Source organism: Sphingobacterium sp. xlx-130, from assembly GCF_011007405.1.
GTDB lineage: Bacteria > Bacteroidota > Bacteroidia > Sphingobacteriales > Sphingobacteriaceae > Sphingobacterium > Sphingobacterium luzhongxinii.
In genome coordinates this window covers 417,238-435,863 of record NZ_WFKN01000006.1, presented here as the reverse complement: position 1 = coordinate 435,863, position 18,626 = coordinate 417,238, and the positions used below count along the sequence as shown (strand labels likewise).

19 protein-coding genes are annotated in these 18,626 nt (G+C 45.3%); 17 read left to right on the top strand and 2 right to left on the bottom strand.

Going from position 1 to position 18,626, the window contains the following annotated elements; genetic code table 11:
• Positions 1–172 precede the first annotated feature (172 nt).
• Positions 173–562: a hypothetical protein gene (locus G7B18_RS13350; protein WP_164123011.1), complete on the top strand. Its 390-nt coding sequence runs from the start codon at positions 173–175 to the stop codon at positions 560–562.
• Here G7B18_RS13350 and G7B18_RS13345 read toward each other — a convergent pair.
• Positions 559–1,530, bottom strand: a complete 972-nt coding sequence (locus G7B18_RS13345) for a helix-turn-helix domain-containing protein (protein WP_164123009.1) — start codon at positions 1,528–1,530, stop codon at positions 559–561. The genes G7B18_RS13350 and G7B18_RS13345 overlap by 4 nt on opposite strands.
• Before the next feature lie 301 nt (positions 1,531–1,831).
• Here G7B18_RS13345 and G7B18_RS13340 point away from each other — a divergent pair, with 301 nt between their 5' ends.
• The 13 genes from G7B18_RS13340 (at position 1,832) to G7B18_RS13280 (ending at position 10,703) form a co-directional block, all read left to right on the top strand.
• Positions 1,832–1,999, top strand: coding sequence for a hypothetical protein (locus G7B18_RS13340; RefSeq protein ID WP_164123007.1), 168 nt, complete (start codon positions 1,832–1,834; stop codon positions 1,997–1,999).
• A gap of 3 nt (positions 2,000–2,002) precedes the next feature.
• Positions 2,003–3,016, top strand: coding sequence for a hypothetical protein (locus tag G7B18_RS13335; protein WP_164123005.1), 1,014 nt, complete (start codon positions 2,003–2,005; stop codon positions 3,014–3,016).
• A 65-nt stretch (positions 3,017–3,081) separates the two neighbouring features.
• Complete coding sequence (locus G7B18_RS13330) at positions 3,082–4,179, top strand: sensor histidine kinase (RefSeq protein ID WP_164123003.1); 1,098 nt, start codon at positions 3,082–3,084, stop codon at positions 4,177–4,179.
• Positions 4,169–4,948: a LytR/AlgR family response regulator transcription factor gene (locus tag G7B18_RS13325; RefSeq protein WP_164123001.1), complete on the top strand. Its 780-nt coding sequence runs from the start codon at positions 4,169–4,171 to the stop codon at positions 4,946–4,948. Before G7B18_RS13330 ends, G7B18_RS13325 begins: the two co-directional genes overlap by 11 nt.
• Complete coding sequence (locus G7B18_RS13320; protein WP_164122999.1) at positions 4,920–5,507, top strand: hypothetical protein; 588 nt, start codon at positions 4,920–4,922, stop codon at positions 5,505–5,507. Before G7B18_RS13325 ends, G7B18_RS13320 begins: the two co-directional genes overlap by 29 nt.
• Before the next feature lie 131 nt (positions 5,508–5,638).
• Positions 5,639–5,872 (top strand): MerR family transcriptional regulator, encoded by a 234-nt coding sequence (locus G7B18_RS13315; RefSeq protein ID WP_164122997.1) that lies wholly within the window; start codon positions 5,639–5,641, stop codon positions 5,870–5,872.
• Between the two features lie 449 nt (positions 5,873–6,321).
• Entirely contained in the window at positions 6,322–6,963 is a 642-nt protein-coding gene (locus tag G7B18_RS13310; protein ID WP_164122994.1) for a DUF6266 family protein, read from the top strand.
• Positions 6,964–6,994: 31 nt separating this feature from the next.
• Positions 6,995–7,561: a DUF6266 family protein gene (locus tag G7B18_RS13305; RefSeq protein WP_164112348.1), complete on the top strand. Its 567-nt coding sequence runs from the start codon at positions 6,995–6,997 to the stop codon at positions 7,559–7,561.
• Positions 7,562–7,599: 38 nt separating this feature from the next.
• Positions 7,600–8,001, top strand: a complete 402-nt coding sequence (locus G7B18_RS13300) for a hypothetical protein (protein WP_164122992.1) — start codon at positions 7,600–7,602, stop codon at positions 7,999–8,001.
• 284 nt (positions 8,002–8,285) lie between these two features.
• A complete protein-coding gene (locus tag G7B18_RS13295; protein ID WP_240452861.1) occupies positions 8,286–8,816 on the top strand; it encodes a C40 family peptidase in 531 nt (176 codons plus the stop codon).
• Between the two features lie 182 nt (positions 8,817–8,998).
• A complete protein-coding gene (locus G7B18_RS13290) occupies positions 8,999–9,433 on the top strand; it encodes a hypothetical protein (RefSeq protein ID WP_164122990.1) in 435 nt (144 codons plus the stop codon).
• A gap of 198 nt (positions 9,434–9,631) precedes the next feature.
• Positions 9,632–10,207: a Crp/Fnr family transcriptional regulator gene (locus G7B18_RS13285; RefSeq protein ID WP_164112345.1), complete on the top strand. Its 576-nt coding sequence runs from the start codon at positions 9,632–9,634 to the stop codon at positions 10,205–10,207.
• A 97-nt stretch (positions 10,208–10,304) separates the two neighbouring features.
• Positions 10,305–10,703, top strand: coding sequence for a hypothetical protein (locus G7B18_RS13280; RefSeq protein ID WP_205600245.1), 399 nt, complete (start codon positions 10,305–10,307; stop codon positions 10,701–10,703).
• Between the two features lie 187 nt (positions 10,704–10,890).
• On the opposite strand, the gene G7B18_RS13275 is transcribed toward G7B18_RS13280, so the two are convergent.
• Positions 10,891–11,880 (bottom strand): helix-turn-helix domain-containing protein, encoded by a 990-nt coding sequence (locus tag G7B18_RS13275; protein WP_164122988.1) that lies wholly within the window; start codon positions 11,878–11,880, stop codon positions 10,891–10,893.
• 104 nt (positions 11,881–11,984) lie between these two features.
• Between G7B18_RS13275 and G7B18_RS13270 the strand changes: the two genes are divergently transcribed.
• Genes G7B18_RS13270 through G7B18_RS13260 form a run of 3 tightly spaced genes read left to right on the top strand, consistent with a single transcriptional unit; the run spans position 11,985 to position 18,082 of the window.
• Positions 11,985–14,453, top strand: a complete 2,469-nt coding sequence (locus G7B18_RS13270) for a TonB-dependent siderophore receptor (RefSeq protein ID WP_164112343.1) — start codon at positions 11,985–11,987, stop codon at positions 14,451–14,453.
• A 14-nt stretch (positions 14,454–14,467) separates the two neighbouring features.
• Positions 14,468–15,658 (top strand): PepSY-associated TM helix domain-containing protein, encoded by a 1,191-nt coding sequence (locus tag G7B18_RS13265; protein WP_164112342.1) that lies wholly within the window; start codon positions 14,468–14,470, stop codon positions 15,656–15,658.
• Positions 15,659–15,682: 24 nt separating this feature from the next.
• On the top strand, positions 15,683–18,082 hold the full coding sequence (locus tag G7B18_RS13260) for a TonB-dependent receptor (RefSeq protein WP_164122986.1): 2,400 nt from the start codon (positions 15,683–15,685) through the stop codon (positions 18,080–18,082).
• The last annotated feature ends 544 nt before the right edge of the window (positions 18,083–18,626 follow it).

The window sequence follows — 18,626 nt, the reverse complement described above, 5'->3', positions numbered from 1 at the left end:
GGCGGTACGTAAGCATACCGTTATGGTCAGGTACTACGATGTGATCGGGCATAAGCTCTCTGCCAATCGGGAGGTTTTCACCAAGCGTGTGGTACTGCCTGCAAACCTCGAACGGGAGCAGCTCGAAAAGCTGCCCTGCGGAAAGCGCCCCCTCGCCCTCAATAGGGCCAAGATGATCGTAGCCACCAATATGATCTTTAAAGATATCGAGCAGCGGCTCGAGCGCCGGGTATATTACTGCCACAGGTGCCGTGCCTTCCATACTACGGCACAGTTTAGACTGCCGATAGCATTCATGAAGACACTGGCCGAAAATCCCTATCAGAGTGATGGTTATGAAAATTACCTCAAGATAAGCCACCGCAAGCGGGTATGGTACTGGTGGCACCATACGTTGGGGGTTAAGGTTCCATTCGCCCTGTTCGAAAGGATCGTTGCCGAATATGGGCCTACACCCGAAAAGGCCATCGTCCGGATCAAACTGGATCCTTTGGCCTTTATGCATTTCATGATGCTCTTTCTGTATAAGGAGCGGCTCAAACGTAGTGCTACCGATGCCTAGTGTTGAGTAGGGATATAGGCACTGGGATACACCTTATGGTATTTCTTAAAAGCCTTCCGGAAAGCTGCGCTGTCACTGTAGCCCAATTGCTCAGCGATAGTGCTGACGGCTACTTTGTTCGATAAGAGTTGGACGGCACGTTCGTGCTTCAACCGGTAGATATAGTGGGCGAGGCCTTCTTTTTCAGTGCTTCGGTACGTACGGCCCAGATAATCCTTATCAACATAGAATCGATTGGCCAGCACGCTGATAGGCGGTACCGGCTGATTTTTAGCGATACGTTTTTGGATATAGTACTTTACAGCCTGTATCTTGTTCTGGATTGGTGATAATGAAGGGTCGTCCAAGGTCCGCATCTGTTCGACTAGATTGCTGACGGGGACATAGATCTGGCTATCCTGTAGGATATGCCGGCCGGGACAAAGGCCTAATAGGTAGTACAGCTCGGCTCGGTCCTGATCAGTTATGGCACTCGGTACAGACTGGTAGAGGGTATCCCTTGCTAATTCGTGCGGTAGTAACGCTGATCCTAGAGAGAGGTCCTCGGGATAACGGTCCAGCCAGCTCGCTGCCACATTGAAGCCGACGATCCAGTGGCGGCCCTGGCCCACCTCGATATCAAAATTTTCCTTCTGGCCGCGGATAAGATGTTTACGATCCTCGCTCAGCACGGGGATAGCCCCATGATCATCTTTCAGGCTATAGCCGCCTTTCAAGGCATACTGCCAGTGGATATCGGGATAGCTTACCTCTATAGGGATTTGTAGTTTCCGTTTTGTCTCGATCTCGATACTGTATAGGTATACATGCTTTGCATTGTACCATTGCATACTGTACCAGTTGTCTTTGTCGTACCAGCTGCGGCTCTGGGCATAGGCTATTGCAAAAGAGATATCTCTCGGTAGGCGGGACTCCGCTGTGGAATCGGGATTCAGGTCACCGAAATGTATATGGAAGCTGCGTATCATAAGCTGTTGATTTGGGGTGTATAATTGTTAATTTGCAAATAAAAGCCTTTAGGCCGCCGCTGTCAAGAGACAGGGGTGACACCATACAAGCGGTGAGGGCTTATCGCTGTGCTTAATCGATAGTGGTTGGCGTATTAAAGGCGTGACTAAGGGTGCAAAAAAAAATATATTTTCTTTCGTTCGTGGATTTTTAGAGGGCTTTCGTGGATTATTTCCATTTATAGATTTTTGTTTCCTAGTTTGGCGGTAAGATCTATAATTGTTGAGCGCTCAACTATGTTAAACTTTTAATAAAAATAACATGGTTAAATTAACTTTAAATCAGCAAGCAGACCTGATACAGGAAGTGATCAGGAAAACAAAACGTAATGCCCCCAAGGGCAACACAAAAATGAAGTCTACGGTAGACCGCATAAGGAGTAAGTCGTCCTTGTGCGATGTAATATTGCCTGGCATCGATCCCTTTTAGCGGATGGCAATGCGTATATCTGACACGGGGCGGGGCAAGCTGTCCCACCCCGTGTACGCGGCGCCGGATTGGAACGATGTGGAGGCACTCAATACCTACGCACTAATGTCGGCCAATCTGTCCAATTTTATGCCGCAGCTGCAATCGCATCAGGAGTTTTTCCAGCGATACCGTTATCAGCAGGTATTAAATGGGAATGATCTCTTACACTTTGAAAGGGATTATCCGTCGCCGGTAGAAGGATGGGATGCTGTGCTGGCGCTAGTGAAGGCCCATCGTGGCATTATTGCAACGTACCACTTTGGACCCTTTCAATTAATCAATTACTTGTTGATGCGGGCCAAGATCCCTTATGTGCTATTGGTGGCAGGGCAGGTGATAGCCGACTGGCGCGCCAAGTATCCACAGCTTTTGGCACGTATGGAGCTGGCCGCCCGACAGGGGGGATTTCAGCTCTTGGATGCCAATGATCCTGCCGCACTTAGAATGCTATACCGCTTGCTGGATAAGGGCTTCAGTCTATTGATCTATACCGATGGTGTAGAAGGGGTGGCGCATAATCGGGCGGCACGGATGACGCGTGTCAATTTTTTAGGACAGCAAATCTATGTGCCACGGGGTACGGCGACACTGGCTTATCGCTTTGGCTTACCGATCTATCCCTGCCTACTGTGGCGTGAGGGTGACCGTATTAGGGTGGAGGCGGCAGATACGATAACGGTGGCCGAGGGTGTAGACCCGCAACAGTATGCCCGCATGGTCGCAGATCAGTTATTTGCACTCTTGGCCAAATATGTCATGCACTGGCCCGAGCAGTGGACCAACTGGTCGGTATTGCACCGCTTTTTGTTACATAAACCGCCTATCGGTGTTGCTGCGGGTACAGTAGCGGATATGGAACGGCACTATGGATTGGTGCGCGTAGATAATAACCCCTATTTATTGGAAAAAAGGAATTACAAGATGTTTCCCTTGGATGAGGTAGGGTTTAAATTGTTGAAGAACAGTTGGTTTTGAATATTTTTTTTTGGATGATACACGAAATATTTATTAGCTTAAGGAATTTAACTAACCTAAAAGTGATGAATTCGAGTTATTTAGCCAAGAATGGGTTACGCCTTTTCGTACAGTTTGCACCTGCTTATGGTTTGATCACTTACTTGCTGAACCGTATACTGAAACCGGAGAACACGGTACCCACCGTACTGACGGGGCTGCTACTCCTGCTGTTGTGTATTGTATTCGGTGTCGCCCTGATCCAGCTCGTAGTTTATAGTTATACGAGGTGGAGCCGGTTGTGGATGTTGACGGTATGCTCTGTCGCGTTTATTGCAGTGCTCCTGTTTCTGCTGTATGTGCTGCTGCCGAATATCGGTTTTTTTGACTACCTGGAGGTCGATTCGACGATTACGATGACATCTTTTGCACAGTTGGTACTACGTTATACCAATGCCCTGGTGATGGCGGGTTTTATTTATTACCATATCAGCGCCCAATATCATCATGAACAGATGCTTCAGGCAAGGGAGGAGGCGCATCGGCAGGATATCAGGAATAGGGAGTTGCTGCATCAAAAGGAGGTGATGGCCAAGAACCTGGAGATCGCTTTTCTGACCGCGCAGATCAATCCGCATTTTTTGCACAATACGATAGCTGCGCTACAGGAAGAATGTATAGTGGATAATCCGCTCATGGCCGAGCAGCTGGCCAATCTATCGGATCTGATGCGCTACAAATTGGAGTGTACCGATGCGAATATAGCGACGATGCCGCACCGTACGGAAGTGGATGGACTTAAGAAATATTTAGCGATCATGCAGTGGCGATTTCCGCAGGCGGATATTCGGTTGTCCTGTACGGGAAGGGACAATGGGCAGCAGGTATTGCCTACGGTACTGCTGGTATTGGCCGAGAATATGTTTAAGCATGGACGCTTCCGGTACGGCAATTATCCCCTCAGCATTGTGGCTGAGCTAGGTGATGCCACCGTGACGTACCGCTTTAGGAACAAGATCGATCCGCAGAGTGAGCGGCGACAGGTGGAGGGGGTAGGTATTGCAAATATCGTACGTCGTCTGGATCTGGTCTATCCGCTGCGGTATGAGCTCAGGAGCTGGAGAGACGAAGAGGAATGCTACAACGTGTACTTGCAGATCAAACAAGAAGGCCATGGACAATAGAACGACAACATTTATTGTGGATGACGAGCCTCGGGCGATAGAGAGCCTGAGACGGCAGGTTGAAATGCGCGACGACCTCTATTTGGTGGGTACGGCCACGGATCCTTATGAGGCTGTCACGGAGATCGAGCGCGTGGATGCCGAGCTGGTATTTGTCGATATGAAGATGGAAGGGATGAGTGGCCTGGAGCTGATCAAGATGCTGGGGCCGGAGCGTACGTATATCTGCTATACAGCTTACAACGAGTATGGACCTCATCTATCTCCACTGGATGTGCCATATTACCTGCTAAAACCGACTAAAAAGGAACTTTTTGATACGATAGTGGACTTATGCCTTAGGAATATGTATATCAAAGAGCAGGGGAAAAATGCCATAGCTGACAAGGAGTTGCTAAAAGAGGGCCAACTGTTGGTGCATGTGCTCAATAAGAATGAGGACCGTAGTCTGCGCATTGAAGATATATGGGCACTGCGGGGCAAAGGCGATGATACCTGGATCTATTACCTAGAGGAATGCATTATAGGGGCAGGGCGGCTCCGCTTGTACGAGCAACGCTTGCCCAAGTCGCTATTTGTACGTACGCACCGCAGTTATCTGGTCAATAGGACGTGCGTCCTGTCGTACAGTAGGCCCAATCGGCTCCGCCTGCAGCAAAGCGGCTTACTGGACTACGTACGATTATCGGAACGCTACAAGCATAAATTGCTAAAAGAGCTTGATTTAAAGGATAAAAAGAATGATAAAAAAGGAAAACCAACATACTAGATTTTTGAAAATATTGGCGCTTGTGGATAGACCAACGGACGATGCTGCTCTGCAGGCCAACAGGATGCTTGATGTACTGGAGATTACGCGGAGCTACCTCATGGAATTTGCAGCCTATATCGCTGTGCAGCTGCAGCTCGTGGAAGAACGCCTGCTGATGCAGCAACATTACGAAGAGACGGCGCTGGATGCAACGCTGAAAAATCACTTTGATGCCGATCAACGCGGTTTTGTGCAGCAGTGGCTGCACTCCTTTGAACAGGTGGTATATCCCTCGGATGGAGAATGTCTGGTCAAGTTGTCTTCCAGAGAGATGCTGTACCTGGTACGGCTGATAAGGGATGCGGGGCTGTTGGAATTGACAGAATTGAAACATACATTTCGCTTTCTGAGCCGACATTTTTATACCAAACAACAGCGTAGACTCTCTACGGAGAGCTTGCGTAAGAAATATAGTCAGCTGGATAGGCCACTGATGGTACGGATGGAGCAGCACTTGCGGCACCTGCTGGATATCAATAGATACTACCTGCAGCGTCTGGAAAGTAGTGGAAGCTAGCACACTATGAATAATACTAATTTTATTATTAAACAGTTGTAATCATGAATTTACATGCACATTTTGGGAGGGTACAGCTCTCGTCCCCATGCTATGCGCTGGGGCAAAACATGTACGTTGAGATGCGCTGGATGCGCGAACAGATTATGGAGATATTGGAAGCGATTTATAAGTTGAGCGGGCGGCCCAAACCGCTCCTGCGGGACAACAGGTATGTAAAGGACAGGCTGGGGGTCTGTGATCGAACGATCAGGCGGTTTATTGAAAAGGGGGATCTGCGGGTGGCACAGACGATCAATAAGTTTAACTATTACCTCGCTGATGATGTCGAGAGACTGTACATGATGTACCGTTGCGGACGCTAATCTATACCGTTACAAAAGCTACCTCGAATCGATGGTAGCTTTTTTTTTCTACAACACCTACCTTTTACCTGACCACCGACCTACCTGGGGCTACTTAAACCGGGTGAATCCCCGATCAACTTCCGGTCGTTTCCCGATGCTGATGCGGTACTGACCGGGGATCCATCGGGGATCGATGCGGTAATGCTGCTCGTTATGGAGATAGAAGACTGGTGATGGAGTAGGCCCAATTAGGAGATCGGTAGCTTTTTCGATCTGTTTTTTTTTTTGCTGTGTGGCCGGTATCGGACTATTTTACGGTGGATAGCGGACAGATAGCGGTCAATCGATGTGTAGCTATATGTTTCTTTGGTATAGGTGATTATGTTTGTTTTGTCAAAGCAATGATATACCGGTATGAATGCTCTTTGGCTTAACAGATTTATTCATTTTTTTAAACAAAAACAAAAATGGGAAGAATACGACAGGGTGCAAATGGTGGATTCCGCGGGAAAGCGGGATCTGTAGTGGGCAGCAGCTGGAAAGGTATAGATTATATCAAAGGGCTGCCCAAGAAGAGCAGTAAGCCGCCTACAATGGCGCAATTGGAGACGCAGGCTAAGTTCAAACTGCTCATGCGGTTCCTGACTTCGGTCAATATGTTCCTGCAAGTGGGATTTGGCCATAAACAGAACAGTAAGAGTACGCCGGCAAATGTGGCGTTTCAGTTTAATCTCTTCAAGGCGATTGCTGGCGCCTATCCGAATTATACGCTGGACTATGCCAATATCAGCTTTTCGGATGGGGGCTTGTTTTCAGCAGGTACGGTGACGGCAGAATTTGATACGGACAAGATCAATGTGACCTGGGACGTTTCAGCTTCTAAAAGGTTAAACAAACTGGGGGATGACCAGCTTTTTATTCTGGCATACCATCCGCAGAAGAATGAGTTCCTGACAACTGATGATGTGCCTCTACGGGAAGATGGTACGGCTGTAATGGCGGTACCGCAACATCTGCGTCAAGGGGATATTCATGTCTGGTACTTTATGACGGATCGGACCGAAAAGCAGGTGTCGAATACGTCGTATCTGGGGCTGATCACGATCTAGGACCGATCGTGTGATTTTTATCTTTTAACCAATGGGAGCCAGGTTGCTGGTTCCCATTAACAGACCTATAGCAATGACTTACTCAAATATGGAAAGAAAGCAGAAAATAGTGTCAACGCGGCTCAGGTTTCTGTTGGCAGCGAAGGCGCTTCGGCCACTGTTACCGCTCTTAAAGGTGGGGTATAAAGAGAAATACCGCCGGGATAGGCGGGTGCGCCCGTTTAACCATGCGATGCAGCAGGTGCTCAAGAATGGCATCGTCGGGGAGTATCCGGATCTACAGGTGGACTATAGCCGCATATTGCTGAGTGATGGAAGCTACGATCGGCTGTCAGCCGTTGAGTTGTCTCGCGATGAATCTGGACTACAGATCAAGTATGCGATAGATGCTGCTGGAAAGGCCGATGATGTCGTGCTATGGACAGCGCTGTGTGTGGAAAAGGAGGAGGCACTGGCAGTGCAGGGCAAGCGATCGAACGGGACTCTGCAGTCGGCTGTACCTTCTCATCTGATTGAATGTCGGTTTCACCATTATATAACGGTATGTGACCGTGATTATAAGCGCTTTTCAAGGTCGCAGTATTTGGGGATGATTTAAGGATGGTTGTCCCGAATCTAATGATTAAACACTAAAAAATGACTACACTTTTAAACACACAACCTGCTTCACATCAAGGATGGAGGTGGGGAGAAAATTTTATCTTTTCAAATATTAAATATTACTTATTCAGATGGTTAGTGTTATTTACCTTGTTTTTATATTTAATAGGAAAAGCCTTGGTATTCGTAGATCCCGCAGTAGGAGTACTCGATCTGGGCGTCCTTACGGTGGCGATATTTGGCTTACTGGTTGGGGTCGCTGCGATATTGTGCAGCCTGTGGTTGCAGGAGCTGCTCTGGCAGCCGTTCAAAGTATTCCGCCAACACTTTAATAACCACTTTAATCAATTGACAGCATGGCAACAATGTATTCTTTATTTCTCGGTTTTCTTCTTGCTGCTCTATGCAGGGGTAATGTTGATGGGGGGAGTGTTGTAGGCTCGCTTAAGCCGCGAGTGGCTCATACTTTCTTGCTTGATCAAGAAAGTATGCAAAGAAATCAAGGCTTGGTTGCTCGGCTAAATTGTCTTCTTATTTCTGGCAATAAGACAAACTCACTTCGCTCGAACAAGTCTGATTGCTTATCAGAAATAATCGACAATTCTTTACGCCTTGCGCAACCTAGGCCGTTTTTTTGGGATAATACTAGTAGTACTTCCTTACAATTACTCAATTTATCGCCTGCAAAATTTTTGACAATTGCAGTGGGATGCAGAATCTTTGTGTCAAAAATTTTAAGCGATGAGTTTTTTGCTTCCTTTTTTGCGGAAAAAAAGGAAGAGCCCCGCCACGGCTTGAGTGGCATAAGAGGTAATCGTTCTGGCATGGAAGACAAAAGAAACTTAATAATAGTTATTGCTTCAAATGAGCTAGGCGTAAAAGAAGCTACTGGCCATAATGACGGCCCTCGCGTTGAACAATACCTCCGCTATACAAACCTCGGCCCCGGCTATGACTGGTGTGCGGCCTTTGTAAGCTGGGTATATGGACAGGCGGGACTTGTACAACCTCGCAACCCTTGGAGTCCTGCTCTATTTCCGAAGGCCCGAAGCTATAAGGATGAAGGGAAAATACAGAAAGCAGATCTCTTTGGCATCTACAGCGCTAAGCTAAAGCGTATCCATCACGTGGGACTGATCAAAGAAAAACAAGGACAGTACATACTCAGCATTGAAGGCAACAGTAATAACCGTGTCGAATCCAGACGTCGACATCAGAGAACTATACACAGCTATGCGGATTGGATTGATTGATAGTATTTAGATATTAGTGAAGCTTTTGACATTAGTAGTGGGAGGCACTACAATACAGTCAAACCGAGTCTACGAGCTCAGCGCAGCTAAAGGTTCGAGCGACGAGTTTTGGACACTTTTGCGGTCAAAAGTGTCACGCCTGTCCGGCATGGAGGACAACCTTTCTATAAATTTATTCAGCTATGAAAACCAAAATATTATATTTCCTGCTCCTCACAGTATGTTTCGGCTGCAAAGTAAACAAAGAAAAAAGCGAACGGCTGCAGGAAGACAGGCAGATGCAAAGCCGTCTGGAATCTACTACTTCTTGGATGCAGTTCCATAGTCAGGACAGCAGTTTACGCTATTGGTACTATAGGGGAGACAGCACGTTCTTCTTTCATCCTGATATCGGACTGTGGAGCCGTGCCGGTGAGTTACGCTATGGCGAGCAGCGTGCTGTACGGACACAGCTCGATGAAGGGGTACAGCGGTATGATAGCCTAACGGCGGAGCGTAGCAGCAAGCAGCGGGAGGCGCGCTTTAGAAAATACAGCGACCTGCTGTCCCACTGGCGCTGGCTATTGCTTGGCATTCCTCTGCTGCTAGGAATCTATTGGTACTGGCCAAAGAAATGAATTTTGACAGTAAATATTGGGTGTAAAAGCGAATTTATGTAGGTTTGTATCTGTAGACCGATTATCTGCAGCTTTGTAAGCGAAGCTGTAAGGACTGAAGAGCTAAAAATATCATAAATTAGAAATATGCCTGTTATTGGTAGTTCAGGAAAAATCAAGGCAATGATCAATTAAAATTATGTTTTGCAATGAAATATTATGGAAGAATCACTTTTTAACTATTTAGACACTATTGGTAAGTTTTCTGAAGAGGAAAAACTCGGTATTATGGAGTTGATCCAGCTCCGCTATTTTAAAAAAGGAGATACGGTGCTCGAGGTCGGAAAAAAAACCGAAGATAGTTATTTGGTAATAAAGGGGTGTCTCAGATCTTTTTACATCGTAGATGGAGAAGAAAAAACGACTGAATTTTTTACCGAAGAAGATATTATTACCCCCGTATGTATACGTGATAACGCTCCTTCAAAGTATAGCATAGCCTGCCTGGAGGATACGGTACTGTTGGTTTCTAATCCCCAGTTAGAAGCGATTGGTTATTCCAGATTTCCTCAATTTGAAATGTTGTGTAGGGTGGTGTCTGAAAAAGAGCTCAACAAAAAACAGCAGCAATTAGATTCGTTCAAGATATTGAATCCCGAAGATCGGTATAAAAAGTTTTTAATAGACCGCCCGCAACTGATACAACGTGTCCCTCAATACCAGATCGCGAGTTATCTGGGAATCACACCGCAGTCGCTCAGTAGGCTACGGAAGCGGATTGTCTTCGATAAATAGAAATTTCATCAACCGTCATTTATTAACTTAAGTGAACGGATTTTACTTTCATTTCAACGTAATATTGCGGTAATAGTAATAGCAAAATTAAATAGAGATGATGATGAGCTTTTCAAAAATTAAAATAGCCGCTGTGCTGTTTGGCCTGGTACTCCTGCAAATATCGACCAGCTGTAGCAAAGATGAGGAGCCGACAGGTTCTTCTAAAAAGGTAGTCTTTAAGGCCGAGGCGTCCTCGGGTGTTTTGGTCAACTTGGTGGTATATGGCTACGACAACAACCTGACTACTATTTCTAAAGCAAATGTCCAGACCTGGACTAGCCCGGAAATAACGGTACCTGCCAATACCTCTGTAGCTACCATCTCGGCCAATGCTATGGGCGTAAATGCTTCCTCTACCTTGAAAGTGAAGGTTTTTGTTGATGGGGTAGAAAAAAGGGAGAATACCAGTACCGGAACTGCCTTATCTGCAACAGCACAGGTGAATTTGAAATAGGTTTTTACTTGGGATATAACTTATACTGGCTATAGACAAATTGCAACGCGTACGCTCGAATTGAGTGCATAATGTAGTCGAATAGCACAGGAGAAAAATCGACCTTCGATCAGTCGTGGGCCGATTTTTTGCCATTAGCCCTGCTCAGCTCGGAGCGCGCTGTGATCAATGTCAATTGTAACATGTTTTACATCGTTTGCAATAGGATTCCTTTGGATCGTACTTCACTAGGCCGATAGCTGTAATGTTGTAAGAATAATTGGCTAAAATGATGTGGGTACTTAAAACCACAAGAGTAAGAGATCGTCTTGATATCGAGATCGGTATGTAACAATAGGTGCAAAGCGTATTTTAATCTGGACTTTCGGATATAACCGAATACGGTGTCTTCGTACCGCTCTTTAAAGGCCTTCTTAAGTTTAAACTCATTGATGCCAAAAGTCCGGCTTATTTTTTTAAGACTTAGTTCTTCGGCAAAATGGCTGTCCAGGTAAGATTTTACTTCAGACAGCGTGCGCAGATCTTGACTGTTCCAAAGACTTGCCTCAATAGTCTCTGTCCCTGCTGTAAAAACCGATAGAATAATCTCTATCGCTTTGCAGCGTATGTATTCTTCGGCGAATCGCCCATGATACGAATGATCTATAAGGTTACTGATCAGAACGCTCTGATCAACAGTTATGGGAATAGCTTTTTTGAAGAATGTCCATCCATTTTCTTGAAAATGTTCCCTGAGCTGGGGCTTTGTAAAGCCCTGTGCCCGGAGCAGATCAAGTAGAAAGTCAAAGTCGATATGTATGTCGAGTACGCTGCGTGAGGAGGGGTAGAAGATGCTACCCGCTGTGGGGGGCAGATAAATAAACTGTTGTTGGCCCGAACATATCGCTATCTCTGTACCACGCGTATCGGAAAATATAGAATGACCCGCTATTTCGAACTGAAACTTGATGAGGTCTTCGGGGTGGTCTATCAAAAGCCGAAAGGGCTTAAGGACAGTCCAGTCCTGATAGCATACCACAAATTGACCAAAGTGGTGATAGTACATGTCTCCTCGTACTACATTGTTGGATAGTGATTTACGTTTAAACCCTTTTTGAAATTCTTGTTGGGTATCCATGGAAAATACTGTTTTCAAAATAGTATCCCCATAAAACTCCCGCAAAGTGAGACTCTTCATTTTGTCCTTTTTTTGATTCTTATAATCCTTGATCTGTTATCGCTGGAGTAACAAAGTTAATACTTTTGCGCTTGTTATTTGTACTTATTCTAAATAAAAACAAGATGCTTTATAATTTATCGAAAATACAATGCATGCTATTGACGGTGGCATTATTGATCTTTGCTCCACTTTACGGACTTGCACAAAACCGGATAGCATTATCAGGTGAGGTGTATACGGCAGATGGTCGACCGTTGGCTTACGCAAATGTTAAATTGACGGGTACACCGTATACGGCACGTGTCGATGAACAGGGTAAATTCGCTATGCAGATACCCGAGGGTACTTATGTTTTGTTCGTCAGTTATGCCAACTATACCGTTACAGAGCAGGTCATCCATGCGAAAGGCCAATCGTCATTAGTCTTGCCCCGTATCGTGGTACCATCTAAGGCCAACGAACTGCGCGAAGTAGTGGTGTCCGATATTCAGAAAAATAAATTTGCACGTAAAGAAACGGACGACATTGCCAGAATGCCTTTGGCTAATCTACAAAATGCGCAGGCTTATTCCGTGATCAGTAAAGATTTTATGCAGGAGATAGCGGCAACAGATTACAACAGTGCCTTGTCGCATGTGCCGGGCGCAATCGTCACGACTGGGGTAAATGACAACGGGAATGGAATAAGCCTAAGAGGCTTTTCTAATAGTGGTACAGGAAATACCAATATGGTACGGAATGGCTTACCGATTAATTCCAGAGCCATATCAGAAATCTTCAACCTCGAGAAAGTGGAGGTGATTAAGGGACCTTCGGCGACCTTATTCGGGGCAGAGGTGACCTCCTACGGTGGTATTATAAATAATGTGACTAAGCGCCCTTACGAGTCTTTTCGGGGTGAGGTAAATTACATTACCGGGAGCTTCGGTATGAATAGACTGACTGCAGATATCAACACTCCGCTCAATAGTGACCGAACAGCATTGGGAAGGTTCAACGTGATGGGTACGCTTAATAATGGGTTTCAGAATGCGGGTAAAGTGACGGCCATGGGATTCGCGGCGAGTCTCGCTTTTAAGGCTGGAGAAAAAACTATTGTCCGATTCGATGCAGACGTGTATAACACGACCAAGCCATTGGTCGCTTACCTTCGGAATACGCATAAGTTGAGTTTTGCAAATCTTAAAGAATACGGGATGCCTTATGATCGTTCATTGACATCAAATGATATCACAACCAACCGGACAAATGTCAATATCAGCGCCGAAATAGAACATCAGCTATCGGAGAATTGGTCGTCGCGTACCTCTTATCTTTTTAATAATAGTGGGGATAAGGGATCTGTATTCATGGTGCCCATGGTGGTCGATGATACCCGTATCGAAAGACGCTATCGTATCTTTGATGACTATAACCTCAATTTTTCGGTTTTACAGCAGAACTTTAACGGTAACTATACCATTGCTGAGGTAAAGAATAAGGTGTTGCTCGGTGTCGATGCGACGCTTTATACGGAGAAAAACATGTTTATGGTACCTTATTTTGCTATATATGATACGGTGGGGGTGCATGATCAAGTTTGGAAGCCGCTAACACGGTCGGAAGTGGAAAACTCACGAGGAAAGCGTAGTTATGGGGATGGTGTGGACAATACGAAATACAATGTGGTTAGTGCATATTTTTCGAATGTGACCAACATAGCAGATCGGTTGTTTTTGATGCTGAGTGGGCGGGTCAATCGATTTCATCAAGGTAAACGGATGTCTTATTCTCCAGGACAACCCCAGGTCGTAGACGAACAGGGCAACATCGAACAAAAGGGAACGGATCCCTCATACCGGGAGGTGGAAGGCTATAACCAGGTTAACTTCTCGCCCAAGATAGGACTGGTATACCAGCCTATCAAAGACCAGGTTTCCCTATTCGCCAATTATATGAATGGATTTACAAATGTAGCGGCTTCTGACGGGCTTAGTGATCCAAATAATATAGACTCGGAGGTGATCAAGAAAAACTGGCGCCCCGAGGAAGCCAACCAACTAGAGGTAGGTACTAAGGTAGAACTGTTTAATCGACTGCTGAATGCCACGGTATCGTATTATGATATAAGGGTTAAGAATCGCCTGCGCGAAGTAATAGATTATGTCTACGTGCAGGACGGAACATTTAATTCTAAAGGTGTGGAGATCGATCTTATTGCAAATCCTGTCCGGGGTTGGAATATGATATTGGGCTATGGCTATAACGATAACAAGTACGTGAAAAGTGAAGACTATTCCCAAGGATTGCGTGATGCGCATTCGCCAAAACATATCGCTAACTTTTGGACATCGTATAAGTTTTTGGGAAGTGCTGCTAAAGGGCTGGGATTTGGAGCTGGAATGAATTATGTGGGCACGGCATTGATGGATTATGAGGATGATTTTGAAATACCTGCGTATACGGTAGTCAACGCTACGGCATTTTATGATCAACCGAAATACAGGGTTGGGCTTAAATTCAACAACATCGGAAATGTAAAGTATTGGGACATATTTGCAAGGCCTCAACGACCTTTTGAGTTCTTGGCAAATATATCGTTCAAGTTTTAAATCCAGTCAGAAAGATGAGTTATATACCTAAGAGAGTACCTAAGCCGGCGGCAGAAGAAATGCCGCCAAAAAAAGCAGGTAAAACTTGGTTTGCGAAGGTTAATGCTTGGCTACACCTGTGGCCAAGTATTGTATCAGGCCTGGTAGTTGTATTTGTATGCCTGACGGGAACATTGATTGTCTATTGTGACGAGATTTTGGAATGGAGTGCTGGGGATGCTCGGTACGTCGAAGTGCAGAATCAACAGAGCACATCGGATCAATTGATTCAAGCTATTCATGATTTTGATCCCGAGCTGGAACTGTCCGAGTTGGTGTATTTTAATGATCCGTATCGCAGTATCCGCGTGCGGGCTTTTCATAAGCAGACACATAAGCTTACTTTTCTATATGTAGATCCCTACAGTGCTAAGGTACTGAAGGCCGATACACTGGCTCATTTTTTTTATATCACGGCACACCTGCATTCTGCTTTGCTGGCGGGCCCGGTAGGCAGTTGGATTGTTTTAATAGCCACCGTTATTTTCTTTATCAGCTGTGTCACAGGGTTGGTTTTGTGGTGGCCCAAGCGCTGGACCAAGAAGACGGTGCAAGATAGCTTTACCATCAAGTGGAAAGCGCGATTTAAAAGGTTCAATTACGACCTGCACAATGTCTACGGCTTCTATTCGCTCCTGTTGTGCTTTGTATTGAGCCTTACGGGTATTATTATATTTTTCCATTCTTTGGGAGATCTTATTACCTCTGCTTTTGGTGGGGTAGATGAACATATTGAAGAGGTGTTGGGCGAATATCAACCTGATCGTCCCTCGCATGATATTAACGCTTTGGCCTATCATGCGTTGGCCGATCATCCAAAAGAAAAAAATGCAGCGATATGGGTGTATGCCTTGGACGAAGCGGGTGTATATGTGTTCCGTCTCGGTGTGACGGGACTGAAGAGTACCGAAGGACAAAAGCTTAGCGTATACGACCGATATACGGGCTTATCGTTGGCTGTACCCGCGCCCCAGCGTATACATGAGGAGGTCGAAAACGTGATATGGCAACTGCATATGGGCCAGTGGTGGGGGCAGTTCGGAAAGCTATCCACCTTTCTCGCAGGTATAGTGGCTACCTCATTACCGATCACGGGCTTTTTGATCTGGTGGGGCCGTCGGAAAAAGAAAATCAAGAAAAAAACAGTAAAGACGACCTTGTCTTAGTATTTATATTCATTTAAAGATAATATGATTTATTCAACTGCTATAATTACTACACTCCTTGTCCTTTGTACGGCCCTGGGGATCTATGCGCAGAGCGGGCTGCAAGGTTCTGTGCTTAATAGCTATAATCAGCCTATTTCTAAAACCAGTGTAACCGTTTTGTCCCAAACAACCGGGGAAAGCTATCAGACCTACAGTGACAATCAGGGCCTGTTCAGGATAGATCTCCCAAAAGGAAAGTATCTGTTGGATATTTATCATATGGGCTATCAGAGACACAAGGTATTGGTCGATGTACTACCGCGCATTTGCACCGTCCTCGGTACGGTACAGCTCGTGACGGAAAGTCAGCAATTGGAAGAAATTACGGTACAGGGAACAAGGAGACTTATCGAGCACAAGAACGATCGGACGGTGATCAACGTAGAGAATAGTATTCTGGCCACTGGAGCTACTGCGCTGGAACTACTAAAGCGAGCACCATCACTGCGGGTCGATGAGGCGGATAATATCCATATGAGAGGCAAATCGGATATTGGGATTATGATCAATGGTAAGCTTTCTTATCTATCGGACAAAGAGTTGACCAACATGCTAAAAAGTATGCCGTCGGAATCGATAAAAAGCATTGAGTTAATAAGTAGTCCTTCGGCAAAATTTGATGCCCAAGGGGTAGCTGGAATGATCAATATCGTCATGAAACAATCACCCTCCCAATCCATGTCTGGCAATGTGCATACCTTCGGCGGTGCAGGTAGGAAGGAACGTTACGGACTAGGTGCCACCCTTGGGGGGCAAAGAGATAGGTGGCGGTGGCAAGGGGCAATGGAATATGCGTACCGGGGGGAGGAGGAGTATCGAAACTTTGATCGGTTTTATACCGGAATAGAAGGAGGGAAGTCGCTTCAATACGCTATAACAGATGAGCCGCTGCGTACACAACAGGCAAGAGCAGGACTGGAATATGTGCCTACGGATAGAACGAGTATCGGTGTGCTCTGGACGGGCAATTTTGGTGTATATAAAAGTGCTAGTAAGGGGTATAACGATGTCTATGCGCTGACTGGCGATCGAACTGTACATACCCTTACAGATAATACAAATGATAGCCGTTGGCAAACGCATAATGTAGGGTTTAACCTAATACAAAAGATCGGAAAAAAAAGTGAACTGAGTGCGGATTGGGATATCCTGTACTCGACTTACAAAGCGGATCAGGTACTGCGTTCCTCCATTCAGAAATATAAAAATGGCAATTCCCAAGTTGAAGCACGTCGGAACGCGACCCCGTCAACAACAGGTCTGCAGGTGGCAAAGGTAGACTATCAGTACCGATGGAATGCGTCATTGACAGCGGAAGTCGGGGGGAAGAGCAGCTGGGTCAAATCCGACAATAATAGCCTATCGGACACCCTGAAGACTGAACAATGGGTAGCGGATTTACAGAATAGTAACCACTTTGTGTACAAAGAGCAGATTCATGCGGCCTATGCGAATTTAAACCTATCATTTGACCAATGGGGAATAAATGCAGGGGTACGTACGGAACATACCAAAGCGGATGGCGTGTTGAAAACGGATGGAACAACGCTGAACAAGGACTATATAAATTTTTTTCCAACTGTTTCAGTTCGATACGAGATGAATGACAAGAATCAGGTACAGTTGTCCTACAGTCGCCGGATTAATCGTCCAGATTACGAGGATCTTAACCCGTTTCGGTATTATGTGGATGCGTATGTCTATTGGGAAGGCAATCCACTATTGCAGCCTGAATTGGCCAATGCTTACGAACTGAAATATAGCTTTAACCGGGATCTGCTGTTTTCGTTTTACTATACGGATGTAAAGGATGTTATGACTTCTGTGCTGACACAGCTTCCTAATGAAAATAAAACTATACGTAGTGTGCATAATATTAAAGGCTTTCAAAATTATGGGGTCAATATGGATTATTCTTTTTTGTTAATGCCTTTCTGGTCTACCCAGTGGAATGTTAATGCCTTTGAAAACAACTATTTTGGTAGCTTTGGAGAAGAGCAGATAGCTAATCGGTTATGGTCTTATACGGTACAGACTAACCACAATTATCGTTTGCCCAAACGCTGGTCTGCCGAATGGACAGCTGCCTATGAGAGTCCACAGACCGATGGCGTCTTTCGCCAGAAAGCAAGTGGTTATGTGTCGTTAGGGCTGATGAAAAAAATGTTGGACGATAAGCTTAATCTGAAGTTAGCTGTGGATGATATATTTAAGACAAGCCTGTACCGTACTACTTCTTCCGTGGCGAATGTTGACATGGATCAGCGAATAGATTTGGATAGCCGTATATGGCGCATCAGTATTAATTATTCCTTCGGTAAAAATAGAAATGATAGGAAGATGAAAGATAATGAGCAACAACAGCGGGTGAGGGGGATGTAACTGTCTTTACTACCTTTGAGATCCTTACTTGCGGTAAGGGAAGTGACCGTATGCTCCGGAATACGACCTGTCTGATGTAACCCAGATGATTAGCCGCTACACCAATTTATAATTATCGCAACCGTGGTTACAGTAATGCTGGTTGCGATAATAAGGGTAGTTGTTCCTTCGCTGTCATGGGTAACCGTTCGGATATATCGGACTATTTTCAGTACGCGGAATAGCGGCCTTCTTACTTATACAGCAGCGCTTACTTACAAAGTCGCTGAGAATAGTGGTATGCAATGGTCGTGTTTTAAGAAATGTGTTGATTTTCTTGTTTTTACAAAAATTAGTTGTACCTTTGTGGTATTATAAGGCCCTGCCTACGCTCTTTCTGACTTTGTTAAGTTAACTCTTCACTTCTTTCAGTCCAGCTTTCTCAGATGCCATTTTAAGGTTATCAAGCATATATACAGCATTTGCTGAGTGGTATTGGATAAGTTATTTTAATTCCCCATATATTTCTGCTAACATGTGATACATGGTGTATACCAGCAATTTT